The 20,329-nt window shown below is 68.5% G+C and carries 21 protein-coding genes; 8 read left to right on the forward strand and 13 right to left on the reverse strand.

What is annotated here, in order from left to right; translation table 11 throughout:
* The first annotated feature begins 79 nt into the window (after positions 1 to 79).
* Genes ACQPYM_RS37610 through hemF form a run of 4 tightly spaced genes read left to right on the forward strand, consistent with a single transcriptional unit; the run spans position 80 to position 3,140 of the window.
* Positions 80 to 1,096 (forward strand): M48 family metallopeptidase, encoded by a 1,017-nt coding sequence (locus tag ACQPYM_RS37610; protein WP_433010635.1) that lies wholly within the window; start codon positions 80 to 82, stop codon positions 1,094 to 1,096.
* 21 nt (positions 1,097 to 1,117) lie between these two features.
* On the forward strand, positions 1,118 to 1,690 hold the full coding sequence (locus ACQPYM_RS37615; protein ID WP_433010638.1) for a hypothetical protein: 573 nt from the start codon (positions 1,118 to 1,120) through the stop codon (positions 1,688 to 1,690).
* 12 nt (positions 1,691 to 1,702) lie between these two features.
* Entirely contained in the window at positions 1,703 to 2,185 is a 483-nt protein-coding gene (locus tag ACQPYM_RS37620; RefSeq protein WP_433010641.1) for an N-acetyltransferase family protein, read from the forward strand.
* A 58-nt stretch (positions 2,186 to 2,243) separates the two neighbouring features.
* Positions 2,244 to 3,140, forward strand: a complete 897-nt coding sequence (gene hemF, locus ACQPYM_RS37625; RefSeq protein ID WP_433010644.1) for an oxygen-dependent coproporphyrinogen oxidase — start codon at positions 2,244 to 2,246, stop codon at positions 3,138 to 3,140.
* A 50-nt stretch (positions 3,141 to 3,190) separates the two neighbouring features.
* Here hemF and ACQPYM_RS37630 read toward each other — a convergent pair whose 3' ends face one another.
* Positions 3,191 to 4,744, reverse strand: a complete 1,554-nt coding sequence (locus tag ACQPYM_RS37630) for an MFS transporter (RefSeq protein ID WP_433010647.1) — start codon at positions 4,742 to 4,744, stop codon at positions 3,191 to 3,193.
* Positions 4,745 to 4,805: 61 nt separating this feature from the next.
* The gene (locus ACQPYM_RS37635) at positions 4,806 to 5,417 is read right to left on the reverse strand and encodes a TetR/AcrR family transcriptional regulator C-terminal ligand-binding domain-containing protein (RefSeq protein ID WP_433010650.1); all 612 of its coding nucleotides are present in this window, start codon (positions 5,415 to 5,417) and stop codon (positions 4,806 to 4,808) included.
* Positions 5,418 to 5,637: 220 nt separating this feature from the next.
* Here ACQPYM_RS37635 and ACQPYM_RS37640 point away from each other — a divergent pair, with 220 nt between their 5' ends.
* The 4 genes from ACQPYM_RS37640 (at position 5,638) to ACQPYM_RS37655 (ending at position 9,268) form a co-directional block, all read left to right on the forward strand.
* Positions 5,638 to 6,654 carry an ArsR/SmtB family transcription factor gene (locus ACQPYM_RS37640; protein ID WP_433010653.1) on the forward strand — a complete coding sequence of 339 codons (1,017 nt, stop codon included), beginning with the start codon at positions 5,638 to 5,640 and terminating at the stop codon, positions 6,652 to 6,654.
* Between the two features lie 87 nt (positions 6,655 to 6,741).
* The gene (locus ACQPYM_RS37645; protein ID WP_433010656.1) at positions 6,742 to 7,683 is read left to right on the forward strand and encodes an ATP-binding cassette domain-containing protein; all 942 of its coding nucleotides are present in this window, start codon (positions 6,742 to 6,744) and stop codon (positions 7,681 to 7,683) included.
* Positions 7,680 to 8,429 (forward strand): ABC transporter permease, encoded by a 750-nt coding sequence (locus ACQPYM_RS37650; RefSeq protein ID WP_433010659.1) that lies wholly within the window; start codon positions 7,680 to 7,682, stop codon positions 8,427 to 8,429. Before ACQPYM_RS37645 ends, ACQPYM_RS37650 begins: the two co-directional genes overlap by 4 nt.
* A gap of 5 nt (positions 8,430 to 8,434) precedes the next feature.
* The gene (locus ACQPYM_RS37655) at positions 8,435 to 9,268 is read left to right on the forward strand and encodes a DUF4097 family beta strand repeat-containing protein (protein WP_433010662.1); all 834 of its coding nucleotides are present in this window, start codon (positions 8,435 to 8,437) and stop codon (positions 9,266 to 9,268) included.
* A gap of 3 nt (positions 9,269 to 9,271) precedes the next feature.
* Here the strand turns inward: ACQPYM_RS37655 and ACQPYM_RS37660 are convergent, their stop codons facing one another.
* The 11 genes from ACQPYM_RS37660 to ACQPYM_RS37710 form a co-directional block, all read right to left on the reverse strand.
* A complete protein-coding gene (locus ACQPYM_RS37660; protein WP_433010665.1) occupies positions 9,272 to 12,394 on the reverse strand; it encodes a BTAD domain-containing putative transcriptional regulator in 3,123 nt (1,040 codons plus the stop codon).
* A gap of 36 nt (positions 12,395 to 12,430) precedes the next feature.
* Positions 12,431 to 13,057, reverse strand: coding sequence for a DUF2867 domain-containing protein (locus ACQPYM_RS37665; protein ID WP_433010668.1), 627 nt, complete (start codon positions 13,055 to 13,057; stop codon positions 12,431 to 12,433).
* A gap of 5 nt (positions 13,058 to 13,062) precedes the next feature.
* On the reverse strand, positions 13,063 to 13,515 hold the full coding sequence (locus ACQPYM_RS37670; protein ID WP_433023466.1) for an LIC_13387 family protein: 453 nt from the start codon (positions 13,513 to 13,515) through the stop codon (positions 13,063 to 13,065).
* Positions 13,516 to 13,595: 80 nt separating this feature from the next.
* Positions 13,596 to 14,219, reverse strand: a complete 624-nt coding sequence (locus ACQPYM_RS37675; RefSeq protein ID WP_433023468.1) for a response regulator — start codon at positions 14,217 to 14,219, stop codon at positions 13,596 to 13,598.
* 47 nt (positions 14,220 to 14,266) lie between these two features.
* A complete protein-coding gene (locus ACQPYM_RS37680; RefSeq protein WP_433010671.1) occupies positions 14,267 to 15,436 on the reverse strand; it encodes a sensor histidine kinase in 1,170 nt (389 codons plus the stop codon).
* 35 nt (positions 15,437 to 15,471) lie between these two features.
* Positions 15,472 to 15,723, reverse strand: coding sequence for a DUF4229 domain-containing protein (locus tag ACQPYM_RS37685; protein WP_433010674.1), 252 nt, complete (start codon positions 15,721 to 15,723; stop codon positions 15,472 to 15,474).
* A 3-nt stretch (positions 15,724 to 15,726) separates the two neighbouring features.
* Positions 15,727 to 16,710 (reverse strand): c-type cytochrome biogenesis protein CcsB, encoded by a 984-nt coding sequence (gene ccsB / locus ACQPYM_RS37690; protein WP_433010676.1) that lies wholly within the window; start codon positions 16,708 to 16,710, stop codon positions 15,727 to 15,729.
* A 12-nt stretch (positions 16,711 to 16,722) separates the two neighbouring features.
* On the reverse strand, positions 16,723 to 18,318 hold the full coding sequence (gene resB / locus ACQPYM_RS37695; RefSeq protein ID WP_433010679.1) for a cytochrome c biogenesis protein ResB: 1,596 nt from the start codon (positions 18,316 to 18,318) through the stop codon (positions 16,723 to 16,725).
* A 1-nt stretch (position 18,319) separates the two neighbouring features.
* Positions 18,320 to 19,063 (reverse strand): cytochrome c biogenesis CcdA family protein, encoded by a 744-nt coding sequence (locus ACQPYM_RS37700; protein WP_433010682.1) that lies wholly within the window; start codon positions 19,061 to 19,063, stop codon positions 18,320 to 18,322.
* A gap of 17 nt (positions 19,064 to 19,080) precedes the next feature.
* Positions 19,081 to 19,695, reverse strand: coding sequence for a TlpA family protein disulfide reductase (locus ACQPYM_RS37705; protein WP_433010685.1), 615 nt, complete (start codon positions 19,693 to 19,695; stop codon positions 19,081 to 19,083).
* Complete coding sequence (locus tag ACQPYM_RS37710; RefSeq protein WP_433023470.1) at positions 19,695 to 20,318, reverse strand: histidine phosphatase family protein; 624 nt, start codon at positions 20,316 to 20,318, stop codon at positions 19,695 to 19,697. Before ACQPYM_RS37710 ends, ACQPYM_RS37705 begins: the two co-directional genes overlap by 1 nt.
* Positions 20,319 to 20,329 lie beyond the last annotated feature (11 nt).

A 20,329-nucleotide genomic window follows, 5' to 3' on the forward strand; every position in this document is an offset into this window, starting at 1 on the left:
TTCGGGTATTCCTACTCTCCGCAACCGGACCCCAGGACCGGCTAGGTTGGGGTGATATACGCCGACCCGTGGGGGAACGATGACCGAGAACGAAGAGCGGCCGACCCGGCCGCGGGCGACTCTGACCGACATCAGCTCGCGGGCCTGGGAGCACCCGGCCGACCGCGGGGCGCTGGTCGCGCTGCGGCAGCTCAAGGGCTTCGACTTCATCCTGCGGAAGATGTCCGGGCTGATCAACGAGCGCGCCTTCCGGCTCGAGTTCCTCGGCTCGGCGATCCGGGTCGACGAGCGGCAGTTCCCGAAGATCCACCGGCTCTACACCGAGGCGGCGACGACGCTCGACGTCCGTCAGCTGCCCGAGCTGTACATCACCAACAGCCCGGTCTGGAACGCGGTCACGATCGGCATGGACAAGCCGTTCATCGTGCTGAACAGCGCGCTGGTCCAGGGGCTCGACGACGAGGAGACCCGGTTCATCCTCGGCCACGAACTCGGTCACGCGCAGAGCGGGCACGCGCTGTACCAGTCGCTGCTGCTCTGGCTGATGCGCCTCACCGGTGCGGTCAACTGGGTGCCGATCGGCGCGCTCGGCCTCCGCGCGATCATCGCCGCCCTGCACGAGTGGTCGCGCAAGGCCGAGCTGTCGAGCGACCGGGCCGGCCTGCTCGCAGTACAGGACCCGGCGACCGCGCTGCGCGTGCAGATGAAGCTCGCCAGTGGTGGGCAGCTGGACCAGCTGGACACGACCGCGTTCCTTGCCCAGGGCACGGAGTACGAGAGTGCCGGCGACCTGCGCGACAGCGTGCTGAAGTTGCTGCTGCTCGAGGCGCAGACCCACCCGCTGGCCGTCATCCGCGCCCACGAACTGCGCCGCTGGGTCGACGAGGGCGAGTACACCCAGATCGTCTCGGGCAACTACCCGAAGCGCCAGGACGACGGCGACGCCTCGATGACGCAGGAGGCGAAGAACGCCGCCAAGTCGTACTCCGAAGCCTTCGCCCGCTCCCAGGACCCGCTGGCCAAACTCATCCGAGACATGGGCGACGGCCTCGGCGGCGTCCGCGACTGGGTCTCCTCCAAGTTCCCACCCCGCTGACAGTGGGTCCCCACACCAGACATGTTTTCCACCCTGCTCAGGTTTCTCGGCCGGACCGTGCTCGTGATGGTGTCCATCGCCGGCCTCATCGTCTGGGTGGGGACCGGTGCCTGGGGCTGGTGGTGGGCTGTCGTGCTCGGACTGGCCGGATGTGGGTTCCTCGCCCGGCGCCTTCGGCCGCCTGAGCCATTCGCCCCGGAGTACCCGAGCTACCGCAATACCGACAGCGTGCTGGTCGACGGAGTACGCGTCACCGACACCACCCAACTGATGGCGCCGTACGAGGAGATCGCCCGCAAGCTTGCCCACCTGGTCAGGACCGCGGAGGTGCAGTTTCCGGCCCTCACCAAGGAGCAACAGCGGGTCCTGCTCGACCGGTTCCAGCTCGAGCGGCAGCTCAGAGACGGGGTCGCCCCGGAGCTCTGGGTGCGGGATTCGGTCGAGATCCGCTCACTCGGCCACGAACTGAACGCCTCCGGTGGCTTCGGGTTGATGCTCCGCGTCTTCCAGCGAGCCGCCGAACTGAGCGACAGGCCGGAGGTGACATCGGTATGGATCGACCGGACCTGGGCCGGGATCGGCGAGTGGAGCTGAGAAACTGGCCGGGTGATCGAAATCCGCGAACTGACGTCCGACGACTGGAAGACCTGGCGGGAGCTCCGGTTGGCGGCGCTCGCGGAGGCGCCGTACGCGTTCGGCTCGCGGTTGGCCGACTGGGCCGACGCTGAGGAAGACCGGTGGCGGGCGCGGTTGGAGCTGGCCGGCTCCAGCAACTTCGTCGCCGTTCTGGACGGTACGCCGGTGGGCATGGCGAGCGGGGTGCCCACCGATGAGGACGGCGTCGTGGAGCTGATCTCGATGTGGGTCGCTCCCGCGGGGCGCGGTCGCCGGGTCGGCGACTTGCTGATGGCGCGGGTGGAGCAGTGGGCGCGCGAGGTTGAAGCTCACACGGTGCAACTGTCTGTTGCTGATGGCAATGACAAGGCCCACGATCTCTACCTACGCAGCGGTTTCGCTGCCACCGACATCCCCGGCGATCTGATGCCCGACGGCATTCATCGTGAGATCGTGATGCGCAAGGCGCTGTAGTTTCGAGGATTGTCGAAAGCTCTGGCTGAGGCCCAAGGCATCAGGTAGACACGGTCGCATGCCGGGTGAGGTCGACGGGTTTGCGGTGTTGCTGTTTGCCGAGCAGGAGCGGTTGCTGACGGTCTTTGAGGGGTACGACGGTGGCGGGCTGTTCGAGCGTCGGCCGTGGCGGCGGGAGGGGCTTGGGCACGGGGTTGTCGGCATTCTTGAAGGCGGGGCGGTCTTCGAGAGAGCTGCGGTGAATGTGTCGGACGTCAGCGGCAAGCAGGTGCCCGAAGCGATCACGGCGACCCGTCCGCAGTTGGCCGGCCAGCCGTTCCGGGCGACCGGCATCTCCCTCGTCATGCACCCGCTGAACCCGTATGCCCCGTCCTTCCACGCCAACTTCCGGTACTTCGAAGCCGGCGACGACTGGTGGTTCGGCGGCGGGCTCGACCTCACCCCGATGTACGGCTTCACCGAGGATGGCCGGCACTTCCACCGCAGCCTGCACGACTGGTGCGCCAACCACCCGCTCGCCGACTACAAGAGCTGGAAGGCGAGCTGTGACGAGTACTTCCGGATCCCCCACCGGCAGGAGATGCGCGGCTTGGGCGGCATCTTCTTCGACCGGCTGACCGACGACTTCACCGCCTGTCGCCAATTGGTTGCCGATGGCATCAAGACCGTGCTGCCGGCGTACCGGCCGATCCTGGACCGCCGACGGCACCTCCCGTACGGCGACCGCGAGCGCGCCTGGCAGCTGCACCGGCGCGGCCGGTACGTCGAGTTCAACCTGACCTACGACCGGGGCACCCGCTTCGGCCTGCAGACCAAGGGAAACATCGAGGCGATCCTGATCTCGCTGCCACCGATGGCCGCCTGGTCCTACGACTTCACCCCCGAGCCTGGTTCACCGGAGGAAGCCACCCTCGCCCTGCTGCAACCCAGGGACTGGCTCAGCATCCAGACATGACGAAGGGCCGCCTCCCCCTCCGGAAAGCGGCCCTTCGAGTCTTCAGGTGGTCAGCCCATGTGGACCGGCTGGTCGCCGCCGGCCAGGTCCTTGTGCTTGACCGACAGTCCGACCAGGGTGATCACCGCGGCACCGACGAACATGATCGCCGACACCATGAACGCGATGGTGAACCCGTGGGTGGTCGCGATCGCCGTGGCCTGGCCCTCGAGCTGCTTGGCCTGCTCCGGCGCCGCCTGCGCTGCCTGCTGCAGGCCCGGACCGAGCTCGGCGAACTTGTCCTTGATCGCGTTGGTGGAGACCGTGCCGAGCAGGGCCAGGCCGATCGCACCACCGATCTGCTGGACCGTGTTCAGCACCGCCGACCCGACCCCCGAGTCCTCGTTGGCGACTCCGCTGACCGCGGTCAGCGTGAGCGGTACGAAGATCAGGCCCATGCCGAAGGACAGCAGCAGGATGTACGGCAGCAGCCCGGAGAAGTAGCCGGAGTCGACCTCCAGCGTGGTGAAGCCGAACATGCCGGCCGCGGCGATCGCGGCACCGGCACCGGAGATCCAGCGCGGGTCCATCCGGGCGATCAGGACCGAGGCGATCTGGGCCGCGATCACGATGCCGAAGCTGAACGGCAGGAAGGCGAAACCGGTCTCCAGCGCGCTGTAGCCGAGCACGTTCTGGATGAAGATGCCGAGGAAGTAGAACATCGAGAACAGCGCCGCGCCGACGATCAGCATCACGAAGAAGCTGATCCCGCGGGTCCGGTTCGCGAGGATCCGGAACGGCATCAGCGCGTGCCGCGAACGGGCCTCGATGAACAGGAACAGCCCGATCAGGACCACGCCACCCGAGATGAAGGACACGGTGACGCTGTCGCCCCAGCCACTCTCGGCGGCGTGGGTCAGACCGTAGACCAGCGCGGTCAGACCGACCGTCCCGGTGATGGCACCCGGCAGGTCGAACTTGCCGGTCTGGCGGGCCGACTCACCCAGGTAGCGGATCGCCAGCACGGCCACGATCAGGCCGATCGGGGTGTTGATGAAGAAGGTCCAGCGCCAGGACGCCTCGGTCAGCAGACCACCGAGGATCAGGCCGACGGCGGCACCCGCACCCGACATCGCGGCGTACACGGCCATCGCGCGGTTGCGCTCCTTGCCGGCCGGGAAGGTGGTGGTGATCAGGGCGAGCGCATTCGGCGAGGCCGCGGCGGCCGCGACTCCCTGCAGGATCCGGCTGGCCAGCAGCACGGTCTCGTTCTGCGCGATACCGCCGATGAAGGAGGCGACGCCGAACAGCACGACACCGAACATGAACACCTTGCGGCGGCCGAGGATGTCCCCGATCCGGCCGCCGAGCAGCAGCAGACCACCGAAGGCCAGCGCGTAGGCGTTGACCACCCACGGCAGCGAGGCGTTGGTGAAGCCGAGGTCGCTCTGGATGTGCGGCAGGGCGATGTTGACGATGGTGCCGTCGAGCACCACCATCAGCTGCGCCATGCTGATCAGCGCGAGCGCGATGCCGAGATTGCGGTGACCGTGGGCGGCCGGTTCGGCCACCGAGTCCACCGGCCGGCCCTCTGGTGGGCCTGCCTGGATGACGTCTTCAGACATGCTGGAATTTCCCCTCTTGGGTGTTACTGGCTTGTTGGTCGCCGGCCGGCCCCTCACCGGCTCAGCTCGCCTGCGACCCCCGCGCCGCAGGCAGGATGACGTTGTCGATCACTCGCAGGATCAGTTCGTCGGTGGGCGGGATGCCCAGGACGAAGGCATGGTGGACGATGATGGCGGGCAGGGTGACGGACAGCAGCTGGACGTCGACGTCGGCGGCGATCTCACCGCGCTCGACAGCGCGCTCGTAGATCCTGGTCGTCACCCCGATCCGGGGCGCCAGGAAGTGCTCGTCGAAAGCCTTCTTGAGGTCTTCGTCGCGGTGCAGCGCGGTCAGCAGACCGGCCATCACCGACATCAGCTTGTCGGAGGTGAAGCCGCCCTCGCCGCACGACATGGCGATCAGGTCGCCACGCAGGCTGCCCATGTCGACCTCCTCCGGCACCGGGCACCCCTTGGCGCGGGTGATCGCGTCGACCACGAGCTCCGCCTTGGTCGACCACCGGCGGTACAGCGTCGCCTTGCTGGCCTTGGCGGCCGTCGCCACCGCGTCCATCGTCAGCCGGTCGTAGCCGAGCTCGGCGAGCACCTCGACGGTCGCGTCGAGAATCTCCTCCTCGCGCCCGCCCTCGACCCGAGGCCGCTGCCGCGGCGCTGCATCGGCGACATCTGTCATGGTCTGCACATCACCCTGGGTAGTCGATCGATCGCTGATAGAACGAAACGGTTTCGTTTCATCCACCACCGTACGACTCATGTGAAGGAATGCACAAACGAATTTCCGGAAAACTCGGCAGTGTCCTACGTCACTCTGCGTACCAGTGAGCTGCTGGTATCACTCGGTCGCCGGCGCCGCGGCCCCACCGGCTCGTAGAGTTTTCGGCGGGAGGCGAAACGTGGGGATCTGGCGGATCGACGCGGACCTGCTCGCGAAGAGCTCCTTCGGGCTGTCCGAGATGGCCGAGACCGTGGCCGCGCTGAAGTTGCTCACGGACGCGACGCCCCAGCCCTGGCAGCAGGAGTGGCGTACTACGCATCGACCCGCCTTCCGGGAGATGCTGGCCGGCAGGCCCGTAGTACGGGCTCTCGTCGAGCACTCCTTCGCGCCCAGTTGGACCGTCCAGTTCCTCACCCGCGCGCCGCGGCGACTCGGGTTGCCGTTCGAGGCCGAGCTGGAGATCTTCGGCGCGTACACAGACGACCAGATCCGCGAGCAGCTGTACGAGGTACGTCCCGGCCGCCTGCCCTCGATCCTGACCGCCTCCGGGCCGGACGACAGGGTCCTCGCGGATGCCGCCGCGGAGCTGGTCAGCTGGGTGTGGACGGAAACCGTCCAGCCGGAATGGGACCGCCGCCGGCGCGTACTCCGGGCCGACGTGGTCGCCCGTACTGCGCGACTCGCGACCGGCGGCTGGTCCGCGGTCATCGACGACATGCGTCCTGGCATGCGCTGGCTGGGCGGCGGCGAGCTGCAGATCAACACCTTCGGCTACCCACCTCGCGATCTGCGCGCGGCGAAGGCCCTCTACTTCATCCCGACCCACTGCACCGGCCGGGGCTGGTCGATGTGGGACGAGGAGAACCGCTTCGGCCTCGTCTACCCGGTCACCGGTGTCTTCGCCGAAGACCTCGTCCCGGCGTCCAACGCGCTGGCCAACCTCCTGGGGCGCGGCCGGGCCGATGTGCTCACCCGCCTGGATTCCCCGATGAGCACCACCCAGCTGGTGGCCATCACCGGCCTGTCCCTGGGCACCATCGGCGACCACCTCAAGATCCTGCGCGAGGCCGGCGCCATCCAGCGTCGCCGCTCCGGCCGGGAAGTCCTCTACTGGCGAACCAAGCTGGGCAACCTGCTGCTGACCGAATCCCAGCAGACCCAGTCCCAACAGACCGGGTCCCAGCCGACCGACTGACACCGGTCCGCCGGGCGGCCCGGCATGTCAGATCTGGTGTCAGGCGCGTGTCAGGAGCATGGCGGCGCACGCCGCGATGGTCTTCACATGACAACAACAGCGATCACAGCCTCAGGGCTGCGGAAGGCCTTCGGGGACAAGGTGGTCCTCGACGGCATCGACCTGGAGGTCGGCCAAGGAACGGTCTTCTCCCTGCTCGGCCCGAACGGGGCCGGCAAGACGACGACCGTGAACGTGCTGACCACCCTGATGACGGCCGACAGCGGAACGGCCACCGTCGCCGGCCACGACGTGACGACCGGGACCAAGGCGGTCCGTGCGGCCATCGGCGTCACCGGCCAGTTCGCGGCCGTCGACGAACTGCTGACCGGCCAGGAGAACCTGCAGCTGATGGCCGACCTCAAAGGCCTCAGCTCGAGCGACAGCAAGCGGATCATCGCCGACCTGCTGGAGCGGTTCGACCTCACCGAGTCGGCGCAGAAGCAGGCTTCGACGTACTCCGGTGGGATGCGCCGCAAGCTGGACCTGGCGATGACCCTGGTCGGCAGCCCGAAGATCATCTTCCTGGACGAGCCGACGACGGGCCTCGACCCGCGCAGCCGGCGCACGATGTGGGAGATCGTCCGCGGCCTGGTGGCCGACGGCGTCACCATCTTCCTCACCACCCAGTACCTCGAGGAAGCCGACCAGCTCGCCGACCGGATCGCCGTCCTGGACCACGGCCGGTTGGTTGCCCAGGGCACCCCTGAGGAGCTCAAGCGGCAGCTTCCCGGCAGCCACGTCCGGCTCCGTTTCGCCGACGTCACCGCCTTCGAGGCAGCGGCGCTGGCCCTTCCCGACGCCACCCGCAACGACGAGGACCTGGTACTGCGGGTCCCCGGCGACGGCGGCGCCAAATCGGTCCGGGCTCTGCTGAACGAGCTCGACGACAAGTCCATCGACGTGGAGGAGTTCTCGGTGCACACGCCCGACCTCGACGACGTCTTCCTGGCCCTGACCGGCCGCACCAGCACGGAGGCAGCGAAATGAGCACCCAGTCCCACTCGGCCATCATGTTGCGGCGCAACTTCCGGCACATCGCCCGCAACCCCACCACAGTGTTCAGCGCGGTCCTGATGCCGGTCGTGATCATGCTGATGTTCGTCTACGTCTTCGGCGACGCGTTCAACGTCGGGGTCGACTACATCGACTACGCGACACCGGGCCTGATGCTGCTGGCCGTCTGTTACGGGCTGGGGGCAACGGCCGTGGCGGTGAACTCCGACATGACCAAGGGCATCATCAACCGGTTCAAGGTGATGGACGTGTCCCGCGGTGCGGTACTGACCGGACACGTGGTGGCCAGCGTGCTCACCAACCTGGTGGCCATCGCGGCCCTCATCGGAGTGGCCTTCGCACTGGGCTTCAGCCCGGAGGCGAGCCTGCTCGACTGGCTCGGCGTGTTCGGCCTCGTCGTCCTGCTCGGGTTCGCGACCGGCTGGCTCACCGTTGCCCTGGGGCTGGTGTCGAAGTCTCCGGAGACGGCCGGTCTGGCCGCCGTACCGCTGGTGATGCTGCCGTTCTTCAGCAGCGCGATCGTGCCGGCGGAGCAGATGGGTCCGGGCGTCCGTCAGTTCGCGGAGTACCAGCCCTTCACCCCGATCATCGAAACCCTGCGCGGCCTGCTCAACGGCGCGCCGTCGTCCGGTGATGCGATCGCCGCCGTCGCCTGGTGCGCCGGTATCGCCCTGGTCGGCTACCTCTGGGCCCGTTCCACCTTCAAGAAGCGAGCGTGATCTCGATGCGTACTTTCACCACTCCCACCCCAATCGCCGCCACCGTGCAGGTCGCTGGTGCCCGAGTCCAGGTAATCGCGACCGACCGGACCGACACCGTCGTCCAGGTCGAGCCGATCGACAAGGCGAGCAAGTCGGATCTCAAGGTGGCGGCCAAGACCAAGGTCGAGTTCGCCGGCGGGCGGTTGTCGGTCAAGACCACCGCCTCCGGGGACAAGAACGGTTCGGTCGTCATCACGATCGGCCTGCCGGCCGGCTCCAGCCTGGTCACCTACCTCGCCCACTCGACGGTCCAGGCGGACGGCTCGTACGGCGACTGCGAGCTGCATCTGGCCTCGGGCAAGGTCCAACTGGATCGCGTCGACGCCCTCCAGGTGAACATGTCGGCCGGTGACATCACGGTCGGCCACATCGCCGGCCGGGCCACCATCGACGGTTCGAGCGGGCAGATCCGGATCGGCCACGCCGCCGGCGAGGTCGAGCTCAGCAGTAGCAGCGCGCAGGTCGACATCGACCGGACCGACGGTCACGTCACCGCCACGACGGCGAGTGGCGCCATCCGGATCGGCCTGATGACGCAGGGCCAGGCGAAGCTTGTCAACGGCAACGGAAACATCGAGGTCGGCATCAGCGAGGGCACCGCCGCCTCGGTCGACGTCGCCAGCGACCGCGGCGCCGTGCACAACTTCGTCACCATGGGCACGGAGCCGGGCCCGTCGGATCGCCGGGTGTCGGTCCACGCCCGGACCCGGCACGGCGACATCCTCGTCCAACGCGCCGGCAGCGCAGCCAGCACGGCCAGCGCGGTCAGCGCGGTCAGGGCGAGCGCGGCGAGCTGACGCTCAGGATGCGAGGGTCTCCTCCGCCAGTTCGGTCCAGCTCGCCCGCGTCCCTTCCTCCGTCACCTCGGCGAAGCGTGCTTCGCCGAGGTGACGTCGTACGTCCTGCTCGATCCTGACCAGCTCCGGGTGCGAGCGGTCCGGCAGCCCGCGCAGACTGATACTTGCCGCTAGCAACCGTCCCGCCTGCTCGTACTGGTCCCGGCGCAACGCCAGCTCGGCGATCCCGACGAGGGCCTGGGCGATCAGCATCGGCGCTCCGGTCGCGGACGCCGCCCGCCAGGCAGCCACGCGATGGGCCCGCGACTCCCCCGGATCCTCGGCCAGGTAGCCGAGCAGGTCCTCGATCCAGGCCTGTATGTTCTCCTGCTCCGCGGCGTCGCCCAGGTGAGTGGTCACCAGATCGAGCTGCCGCCGAGCCTCCTCCGAGTCACCGTCGCGGCGCGCGAGTTCCGCCTTCGCCAGAGCCAGATTCGCCAAGGCGTACGGCCAAGTCACGCCTTCGGCATCCCGCTCGGCCTCCGCAATGGCCGCGGCACTCGCCTCACGATCACCGCCGAGCCAGTACAGCTGAGCCTGATGAGCCCGTACTTCGATGACGTCCTCCACCGCTCCGATCTCGTCGAGCACCACCAGGGCCTGTTCGTAGTACGCGCAAGCACCGGCGAAGTCACCCCGGAGGGCGACCTGACGCGCCAGCTCGGACAGGGCCAGTGAGATCCCGAACCGCTCGCCGAGCGTCCGGAACTCCGCGAGGGCCTGCTCCAGCCGGGTTTCGATCTCTTCGCCGGCCTGACCGACGAGGCCCCGCATCTTGGCGCCCTGCCACCGAGCCATCGCGCGCACCCAGGGATCGGCGCTGTCCAGCAACGAGTCGAACACCGTCGCCGCTTCCTCCGGCGCCTGCAGCAGCCGTTCCAGCGGGGTCGAGAACGCCAGCAGGGGGTTGTCGCTGCCGCTCCGCTCGCTGAACTCATGCGCCTTGTGGATCCACTCCGCGCCCAGGTGTTCGTCACCGCGGCCGGAGGTCACATAGAGCACCACCAGCGCGTACGTCATCGCCCGGACGTCATCGGTCGCCTCACCGGGCAGGTTGGCGGCTGCGAGCAGCAACTCGAGGCCCTCGGCCCGGCGCCCACCGAGCCACCAGTACCAACCGGTCGCCGCCGCGAGGTGCATCGACGCCTGCGCATCACCTGCCGCGATCGCGCCTCGCAAGGCCGCACTCAGGTTGTCGTGATCGGCTTCGAGCGTCGCCAGCCACTCCAGTTGCTCGGCCCGGCGCAGGTGAGGCTCCGCGGTCTCGGCGAGTCCGATGAAGTAGTCGAGATGCGCCTGCCGGGCCAGGTCCGCCTCGCCCGCTTCGGCCAGCCGCTCCCCGGCGTACTCCCTGATCGTGGTGAGCATCCGGTACCGCGGGTCGCCGTCGCGCCCACTGACCAGCAACGACTTCTCGGCCAGCGACGTGAGCAACTCCAGTACTTCGTACTGCTCGACCCCGTCGCCGATGCAGACCCGCTCGGCCGCCTCCAGGCTAGCCCCACCCGAAAAGACCGCCAGCCGGCGTAGTACCAGCCGCTCGGCGTCGGAGAGCAACTCCCAGCTCCAGTCGACCACCGCGCGCAGTGTCTTGTGGCGCGGCAGGGCGGTCCGGCTGCCGCTGGTCAGCAGCCGGAACCGGTCGTCGAGCCGGTTGGCGAGCTGATCGACGGACATCGTGCGCAGCCTCGCGGCGGCCAGTTCGATCGCCAGGGGCATCCCGTCCAGCGCCCGGCAGATGCGTGCCATCGTCGCCAGGGTCTGCGCGTCGCTGCCGAGGTCCTTGCGCACCGCACCCGCCCGGTCGCGCAGCAGGCGGACGGCCGGCGAGTCCTCCGGGTCGGCATCGGTCGGCAGGGCCAGCGGCTCGACCAGCCACAGCGCCTCACCGGTGATACCGAACGGTTCCCGGCTCGTCGCCAGGATCCGTAGCCGGCGGCACTCCCCCAGCACCCGATCGGCGAACTTCGCCGCGGCCTCGATCACGTGCTCGCAGTTGTCCAGGATCAGCAACGCCTCGCGGTCGCGGATCGCGGCGATGAGCCCGTCCACCGGGTCCGCGTCCGGTGCCGCGCCGAGCAGCGCGTCCCGGAGCCCGAGCGCGCTGAGCGTCGTCTGCGCGATATCGCCATCCGTGCTGATGGCGGCGAGCTCGACCAGCCAGACCCCGTCCGGCTGGGACATCGTGCGCGCGGTTTCCGTCGCCAGCCGGGTCTTGCCCGAACCACCCGGTCCGATCAGCGTGGTCAGCCGGTGCTCCGCGACGAGCTCACGGACCAAGGCCACATCGGCATCTCTGCCCACGAAGCTGGTGAGCTCGGCGCGGACGTTCGTCTTGCGGTTGTCCTCCCGCTGCTGCCCGACCTCGTCCCGCAACAGCGCGACGTGCAGCGCCGACAGTTCCGGCGAGGGGTCGACGCCGAGAGCATCGGCCAGAGCTTGCCTGGTCTTTTCGTACGCGAGCAGCGCCTCCGTTTTGCGCCCGGCCGCGACGAGGGCCCGCATCAATGCGCCGGCCAGCCGTTCCCGTACCGGGTAGGCAGCCACCAGGTCGGTCAGCTCGGGGACGACCTCCGCGCCGTTGCCGACGCTGACCTCCGCCTCGAACCGATCTTCCAACGCCTCCAGCCGGAGCCGCTCGAGCCGGGTCACCACCGCGTCGAACGCCTCGCTGCCCTCCAGACCGACGTCTTGCAAGGCCGCACCGCGCCACAAACCAAGTGCCTCACGCAACAAAGGCACTCGCAGCGAATCGTCCTGGTCACGAGCCTGCCCAACGAGCCGCTCGAACCGCAGAGCATCAACCGCGTCGGGCTCGACCATCAACCGGTAGCCGCCCGGCGATCCCTCGACCACACCGGCGGGCAATACCTTCCGCAGCCGGGAAGCCAAGCGCTGCAAGGCATTCGCCGCCTCAGCCGGCGGATGCTCGCCCCAAATCCAGTCGACCAGTGACGCCTTCGACACAACGCGTCCCGGCTCGAGCGCCAACGCGACCAGCAAGCCCCGCAACCGCGCCCCCGGTACGTCGGCCAGGACACCGTCGCCGGTACGAACCTCGAACGCTCCAAGCAGCCTGATCTGCACCGGCTGATTCTCACATGCGGGACACCAGGTCTCGTCTCAGGTCTGCTCGGTGCCGGACTGACTGAGCAGTTCATGGCGATCGCGCCACGCGCGTTCCCACTGCCGGGTCATGGCCGGGTAGACGATCAGATGGCGGAACGGGGCGATCGCGGCCATGTAGGCACGCCCGAAGCTGCCGTTGGTCTTGACCAGCACCGCCATCCGCAGTTCGTAGTCGCCGTTCTCGGTCGCCACCCAGCTGTGGTGAGCTACGCCGTGCACGGTTTTGTTCGCCAGCTCCATCGCCCGCTCGTCGGGCAGGGTGTACAGATAGGTGAACGGCATACCCGGCATGGAGGTGCCCGAGATGGGTTGCCGCAGATCATCGGGCAGTCGCTCGCAGAGCGGGGTGACGCGCCCTCCCGCCGCCAGGCCCTCCTGGGGATCGTCCCAGCCCAGCAGGGCGCCGAGTTTCCAGCGCACGGCGAACAGGAACCGGACCACCAGCGGCTCGTGTTCCTCGGCCGCCTGGATCGCGGCCATCATCACCGGAAAGTCCTCAGGCCCGGAGCCGGGCGCGCGAAACGCCCAGACATCGAGCACCTGGAAGTCGGCCGCAATCTCATGGATCCGCCACGGCCGCCCGGTGTGCTCAGTGATGGGAAGCCCTCTGCCCTGACTCATCGTGATCACCTTTCCCCGACCTTCGCCGGCGCGCGCACTTCATGCTCAGGAGTGAGCCGTCCTGACTTGCGTGCTGCCAGCCCGAAGGCCACACACGCCACGCTGAAGAACACGATGGGCGGCGGCGGCTCGAGCCATGCGCTGAGGGCGAGCGCGGCGGCCGACATCGCCAGGCCGAGGGTGGCGGCAGAACGCAGGCCTTCGCGTGGGGTGAGCTTGTGAATGTGGAGCAGCAGCACTCCCACGAACACCATGCACAGGCCCATCGACAGGCTGAATCCCATCGTCAGCTCGTAGTACCTGCGGTGCAGGCCGAACAGCTCGAACGGGTGCGCCCGCATGGCGGCATCGATGGAGTCGTCGGCGGTCGACGGGAAGATGCGCGTGTAAATGTCGCCGAGGGTGTGGCCGGTACCGGTGACGATCCAGCACCAGGCGCCGACGCGGAAACTTTGCATGCCCTCCACGATCGTGGGCCAGGCGCGTTCGCACCTCAGCCCGCGGTCGCGACCTGCTCATCCCTCAGGATGAAGGGCGGTCAGCGGCGTGGTCCGACCAGGCCGGTCTCGTAGGCCAGTACGACGGCCTGGACGCGGTCGCGCAATCCGAGTTTGGCGAGCACGTGCCCGACGTGGGTTTTGACGGTCGCTTCGGACAGGTGCAACCGCTCGGCGATCTCGCGATTGGTGTCGCCGGTGGCGATCTCCAGCAGGGTGCCGAACTCGCGCGGCGTCAAGGCGGCCCGGACCTCGGCGGCGCGGGCCGCATCGGGGTGGGGTGCGGATGCCAGATGCTGGATGAGACGACGGGTGGTGGGCGGCGCTATCACGCCGTGGCCGGCGTGCACCGTGCGGATGGCGCCGATGATCTCCTCACCGCGCGCGTCCTTGAGCAGGAAGCCGCTGGCGCCGGCCCGGAGGGCCCGGAACGCGTAGTCGTCCAGGTCGAACGTGGTCAAGGCGATCACCCGGCAGTCCGGCTGCTCGGCGGTGATCGTCGCGGTCGCCTGGATACCGTCGAGCCTGGGCATCCGCAGGTCCATCAGCACCACGTCGACCCGGTGCGACCGCACCAGCGCCAGCGCGTCGAGTCCGTCGGCCGCCTCCCCGACCCAGGCGAGATCGTCCTGGCTTTCGACCGTCATGCGCAACGCCGAGCGCATCAGTTCCTGGTCGTCGACCACTGCCACTCGGATCTGGTCAGGTTCGCTCACGATGGCACCCTGACACTGACCCGCCAGCCACCGTCAGCCGGGCCGGACTCGAGTGTTCCACCGACCGTGTCGACCCGCTCTCGCATGCCTGCCAGCCCGCGTCCGGAGCCTGCGGTCGCGGGCACGGTTCCGGTGTTCGTGATCAGTACGTCGATGCCGTCCGCTGTCTGCTCAACCGTCACCCGGGCGGTCGGTCGTCGTCCCGCGTGCCGGGTCACGTTGGTGAGCGCCTCCTGCACGACGCGATAGATGGTGAGCGCGACTGCGGGCGGCACCTGGAGGTCGTCGTCCGTCGAGAACTCGACCTCGACACCTGCCGCACGCACCCGCTCGACCAGCGCGGGTAGATCGGCCAGCCCGGGCTGGGGTTCGGTCGGCAGGTCGTCGTCCCGCAGTACGCCGAGCAGCCCCCGCATCTCGGTCAGCGCTTCTCGGCCGGTATCGGCGATGGTGGTGAGAATCTCGGCCGCGCGCTCGGGCTTCCCCGGGACGACCAGCCGCCCGCCCTCGGCCTGACTGACCATCACCGCGAGCGAATGCGCCACCACATCGTGCATCTCGCGGGCGATCCGACGGCGTTCGTCGGCGGCGGCCCGGTCGGCCAGCTGGGCGGTCCAGGCGGCTCGGGTGACTCGGTAGCGCCCCAGCGACCAGGCAGCGAGCGTTCCGCCGAACGCGGTCGCGCCAATCAGCAACCACCAGGCCCAGCTGTCGATCGGGGTGCCGGTGAACCCCCACAGCCGCGCCAAGGTCAGGCAGCTGCCGACCAGACCAACGGCGAGCCCAAGATTCGGCCACGGCGCCCGGCTGTGCGCACTGACGGCGTACAACAGAACAAAGAAACACAAAGTACTGGGCAACAAGATCGGACTGTACTCACTCGACTCGACAAAGTCGGTGACACCGTCGACCTCGGGCGCGACCAGCAGCACCGCGCAGGCCCCCGAGCCGACGCCGAACGACCAGCTCGGCCACCGCCGAGCCGTTGCCACACACACGTGCACCGCGAAGAGCGCGGCCGCGATCACAACGACCCACCCGGCAGGCACCCCGCCGACGTGAGCTGATTTCAGCCCTGCCGGCAACAGCACCGCAGCCATCAGCACCGCCAGCACCAACTGCCCAGCGCTACCAAGCCACCGAGGCCCAGCCCCAGAAGTCGACACGCTCGGAACCTACCAGCGTTCGTTCTACTTCTAGGTCAGTCGTCGTCCTCGGCCTTGCGGGACGCTTCGATGCGGGCGGCCATGCGGTCGGCGCGGGACTCGATCTTGCCGGCCAGGCGTTCGCGGGCGGAGCGGAGGACGAACAGGGACAGGATCGAGGTGATGACCAGGGCGAGCAGGGCCAGTGGCCAGATCGTCAGCCAGTTGTGGAAGGCGACCCAGAGGATGCCGAAGCTGACCACGAACAGGGCCAGCCGCAGGCCGGTGTAGATGGCGAATTCCTTCATCGGTCAGACCCCGGCGTACGAGTGCAGGCCGGAGACCAGCAGGTTCACCCCGACGAAGTTGAAGATGAAGACGAACCAGCCCACGATCGCGATCGTCGCGGCCCGGCGGCCACGCCAGCCGGCCGTCGCCCGGGCGTGCAGGTACGCCGCGTAGACGACCCACGTGACCAGCGACCAGACCTCCTTGGGGTCCCAGCCCCAGTACCGGCCCCAGGCATACTCGGCCCAGATCGGGCCGGCCACCAGGACGCCGAAGGTCCACAGCGGGAAGGCGAACGCGAGCACCTTGTACGCCGTACCGTCCATCGCCTCGGCGCTCGGCATCCGCTTCAGCGATGCCGACATCGTCCCGCCGGCCAGCACTCGCCGCTCGGCGCGCGCCTTGACCAGGTACAGGATCGAGACCAGCCCGCCGATCGTGAACGCGCCACCGGAGATCGCCGCGGCCGACACGTGGATCACGAGCCAGTAGGAGTGCAGGGCCGGCACCAGCGGGCCGGCCGGGGTGTAGAGCGCCAGTGTCGCCAGGCCGAGCACGGCTGCTACGACCAGCGTGACGCCGAGGCCCAGCCACTGCAGCTTGTAGCGGTGCACGAAGACCAGGTAGACCGCCGCCACCGCCAGCGAGGCAGTGATGGAGAACTCGTACATGTTGCCCCACGGCACCCGCCCGGCCGCGAAGCCACGGGTCACCACACCGGTGAGGTGCAGCAGGAACGCGAGCCAGGTCAGCATGACCCCGATCCGGCTGGCCGCCTCGACCCGCGCGGACCGCGTCCGGGTGTCGGCATCATCAGCATCGCCGTGGCCGGCAGCCTGTACTTCGCCGCCACCAGCACCGACCAGTACTTCGGCAGGCTTCTCGGCGACGACGACGGCGCGGCCCATCGCCCACTCCATCGCGTGCGACATCATCGCGATCGCGTAGATCACGGTCGCCGTCGGGATGACCAGGTTGGAGATCTGTGCGAACGTCTCCGGGCTCATGGCTGCTCCTGCTCAGGTTTCACTGGCTGCTCTGCTGGGTTTCGAGGCTGGTTTCGAAGCTGGGTTCAGCGCGTCGGCGATGGCCTGGATCTCGTCCCCGAGGCCTCGCTCGGGTCCCCGGTCCAGGCCGGCGACCTCGACCACGGTACGCCCGTCCTGAGTGCGGACCCGCACCCAGGTACGGCGCGGGTGGATGAACAGCGAACCCATCAGCCCGAGAATGGCCAGCGAGATCCCGACCAGCGCGAGGTCGAGCCCCGGGGTGTGGCTGACCTGCAGCTTCACCCAGCGCTGGTACGAGTCGAAGGTGATCGAGCCGCGCCCGTCCGGCAGCACCTTGGTCTGGCCGGGCGCGAGCTGGAACCGCAGCTTGTCGCCCTTGCCGTCACCGAACTGGGTCAGCTTGGTCTTGTCCAGCTGGTACACCGACTGCGGCTTGCCGGTCTCCTGCGCCGGCCGGCCGTAGTACGCCGTCATCGCCAGCACCGGGTTGACCGCATCGGGGAAGACCGAGACCGGGCCGCGCTGGTCGATCACCGCGGTCGGCAGGAAGAAGCCTTCGAAACCGAGCTGCTCGGGTCGCGCGTCCGGGGCCTTGATCACGCCGAACGAGGAGAAGTTGCCGTCCTGCGGCAGGAACGGCGCCGGTCCGGAGAAGGCGATGTCGCCCTTGCCGTCGCGGACCGTCACCTTCGGCGCGTAGCCGTGGCCGAGCAGGTGCACGCTGGTGCCCTCGACCTTGAGCGGGTGGTTGACCCGCAGGTCGTAGGACCTCTCCGGTGAGTCCGGCGTCTCCTGGTACGTGATCGGCGCGTTGAACTCACGCGCCGCACCCCGCTGCGGGCCGGTGGTCTCGAACTTCACCGAGAAGCTGTTCACCTTCAGCGAGAACGGCGGCAGGTCGTCCGGGGTGAACACCCGGCCCGGGCTGAAATCGTCGTACTGCGCCACCGAGTTCGAGAACTCGTTGCCCACGACAACCAGTACGGTGCCGCGGTAGCCGAACAGCGCACCCCAGGCCGCGCCGACCAGGGCCAGGATCAGGGAGAAGTGGAAGAGCAGGTTGCCCGCTTCGCGCAGGTACCCGCGCTCGGCGGCGACCGCGCCGTCGTACAGCTCGACCCGGAAGCGGCGCCGGCGCAGCTCGGTCGCGGCCAGCTCCAGCACGTCGCCGTCGGAGGCGGTGGGCTCGAACGACTGGTACCCGGGCAGGCGGTTGAGGTTGCGTGGCGGCTTCGGCGGGCGGGCCCGCAACGCCTTCAGGTAGACCTGCAGCCGGGGCACCACGCAACCGATCAGCGAGATGAACAGCAGCAGGTAGATGGCCGAGAACCAGGCCGACTTGTAGACGTCGAAGAGGCCGAGCTTGTCGTAGAACGGCCCGAGCTTGGGGTGCTGCTCGAAGAAGTCCGCCACCTTGACCGGGTCGATCGCGGTCTGCGGGATCAGCGATCCGGGCACCGCGCCGAGCGCGAGCAGGAAGAGCAGCACGAGGGCGGTCTTCATCGAGGTCAGCTGCCGCCAGGTCCAGCGCAGCCAGCCGACGAGGCCGAGCTTCGGCAGGTCCGGCGGGGTCGGCGTCTCGACCCGGTCCTTGACGTCCGTCACGTCACACCGCCGATCCGAAGTTCGCGACCCATTGCCTGAGATCCGCGGTCATCGAGTCCCACACCCCTGTCAGCAGCAGTAGCCCCACGGCGATCATCAGCACGCCGCCGATCCGGATCACCAGCACCTGGTGCTTGCGAACCCAGGCGACCGCACCGAGCATCCGGCGGAAGGCCAGCGCCGCGACGATGAACGGAATGCCCAGCCCGAGGCTGAACACCAGCGCCAGGGTCGCACCTCGTCCGGTACTGCCCTCGGTCGCCGCCAGGTTCATCACCGTACCGAGCGTCGGCCCGATACACGGCGTCCAGCCGAACCCGAACAGTACGCCGAGCAACGGCGCCGCCGCGATCCCGACGGCCGGCACCCGGTGCACCCGGACATCGCGCTGCAGAAAACCGAAGCCACCCAGGAAGATCAGGCCCAGTACGACGGTCACACCGCCGAGCACCTTGGTGATCACGGCCTGGTGGTCGAGCAGAGCGTTGCCAACGGCACCGAACACCACACCGGTCAGGATGAAGACGGCGGAGAACCCGGCCACGAACAAACTCGTGCCGGCCAGCATCCGGCCGCGTCGCTCAGACCCGAGCTCGGCCGCGGACAGCCCGGTCACATAGGACAGATAGCCGGGTAGCAACGGAACCACGCAGGGTGAGAAGAACGAGATCGCACCGGCCAGCACCGCGATCGGCAGTGCCACCAGCATCGAGCCCGTCATCGACTGGGCGAACCACTCACCCACAGTGCCGGATTCCTAGGTCAACCCGCGGCAGCATCATTCACCATGCCGAGCAGCGTCTGCTTGGTGACCTCGCCAATGACGCGCGATGCCACCTTGCCCTGCTTGTCGATCACCAGCGTCGCCGGAATCGAGACGGCCGAGATCTTCTGGCCTCGGAACAGCAGCAACTGCTTGCCGGCCGGGTCGTAGATGCTCGGGTAGGGGATCTCGAACGCCTCGACGAACTTCTTCGCCGGCGCCGGATCGAGGTCCCGGGTGTTCAGTCCGATGAACTGGACGTTCGGGCCGAGCTCCTTCGCCGCGGCCGCGAAGTCCGGTGCCTCCTTGCGGCAGGGCGGACACCACGATCCCCAGACGTTCAGGACGACGACCTTGCCGGCCTGGTCTGAGAAATTCCACTGCTTGCCGTCGAGCGTCGTGCCCTTGAAATCGGGCGCCTTCACCCGGTCGGCCGGCGCGAAACTCGACACCCGGCCGGTACCGCTGACAAAGCCCGTCTGGCCCTGCCGGCTGTCCTTCGCTTCCTGGCCCGAAGTACAGGCTGTTGCGGCGAGCAGCACCGCGGCGATGGCGAGCACCTGGCCGCGACGGCGGCGTGGCGGCAGCGGGTGCGTAGTACGGGGGGAACGCATCAGGCGCCGCCCACGAACTTCTTGGGGTCCTTGACCGGGAGCAGGTCCTTGGCCGGTTCGGCATAGCCGACCGAGACGATCGAGTCGCCGTGGAAGGTGAACGAGGTCAGACTGGCCAGGCTGCACTGCCGCTTGCGCGGGTCGTGCATCAGCCGACGGCCCTCGATCGCCGATCGGACGATCCAGATCGGCAGCTGGTGGGAGACGATCAGCGCCTCGTGCCCAGCGGCCTTCTGCCGGGCGGTCTCGATCGCGTCGCGCATCCGGCGGACCAGTTGCTGGTACGGCTCGCCCCAGGACGGCTTCATCGGGTTGCGCAGCAGCCACCAGGCACTCGGGTTGCGCAGCGCGCCGTCGCCGACACCGAACTTCTTGCCCTCGAACAGGTTCGCCGCCTCGATCACCCGCTCGTCGATGTCCGGCGTCAGCCCGAACGTCTTGGCGATCGGCTCCATCGTCTCCTGGGCCCGCTCCAACGGCGAGCTGACCAGGTGCACGATGTCCCGGCCGGCCACGTGCTCGGCGACCCGGTCGGCCATCTTGCGGCCGAGCTCGGACAGATGGAAGTCGGGGATCCGGCCGTAGAGCACGCCGGTCGGGTTGTGCACCTCGCCGTGACGCATCAGGTGCACGA

This window comes from Kribbella sp. CA-294648 (genome assembly GCF_050943845.1).
GTDB lineage: Bacteria > Actinomycetota > Actinomycetes > Propionibacteriales > Kribbellaceae > Kribbella.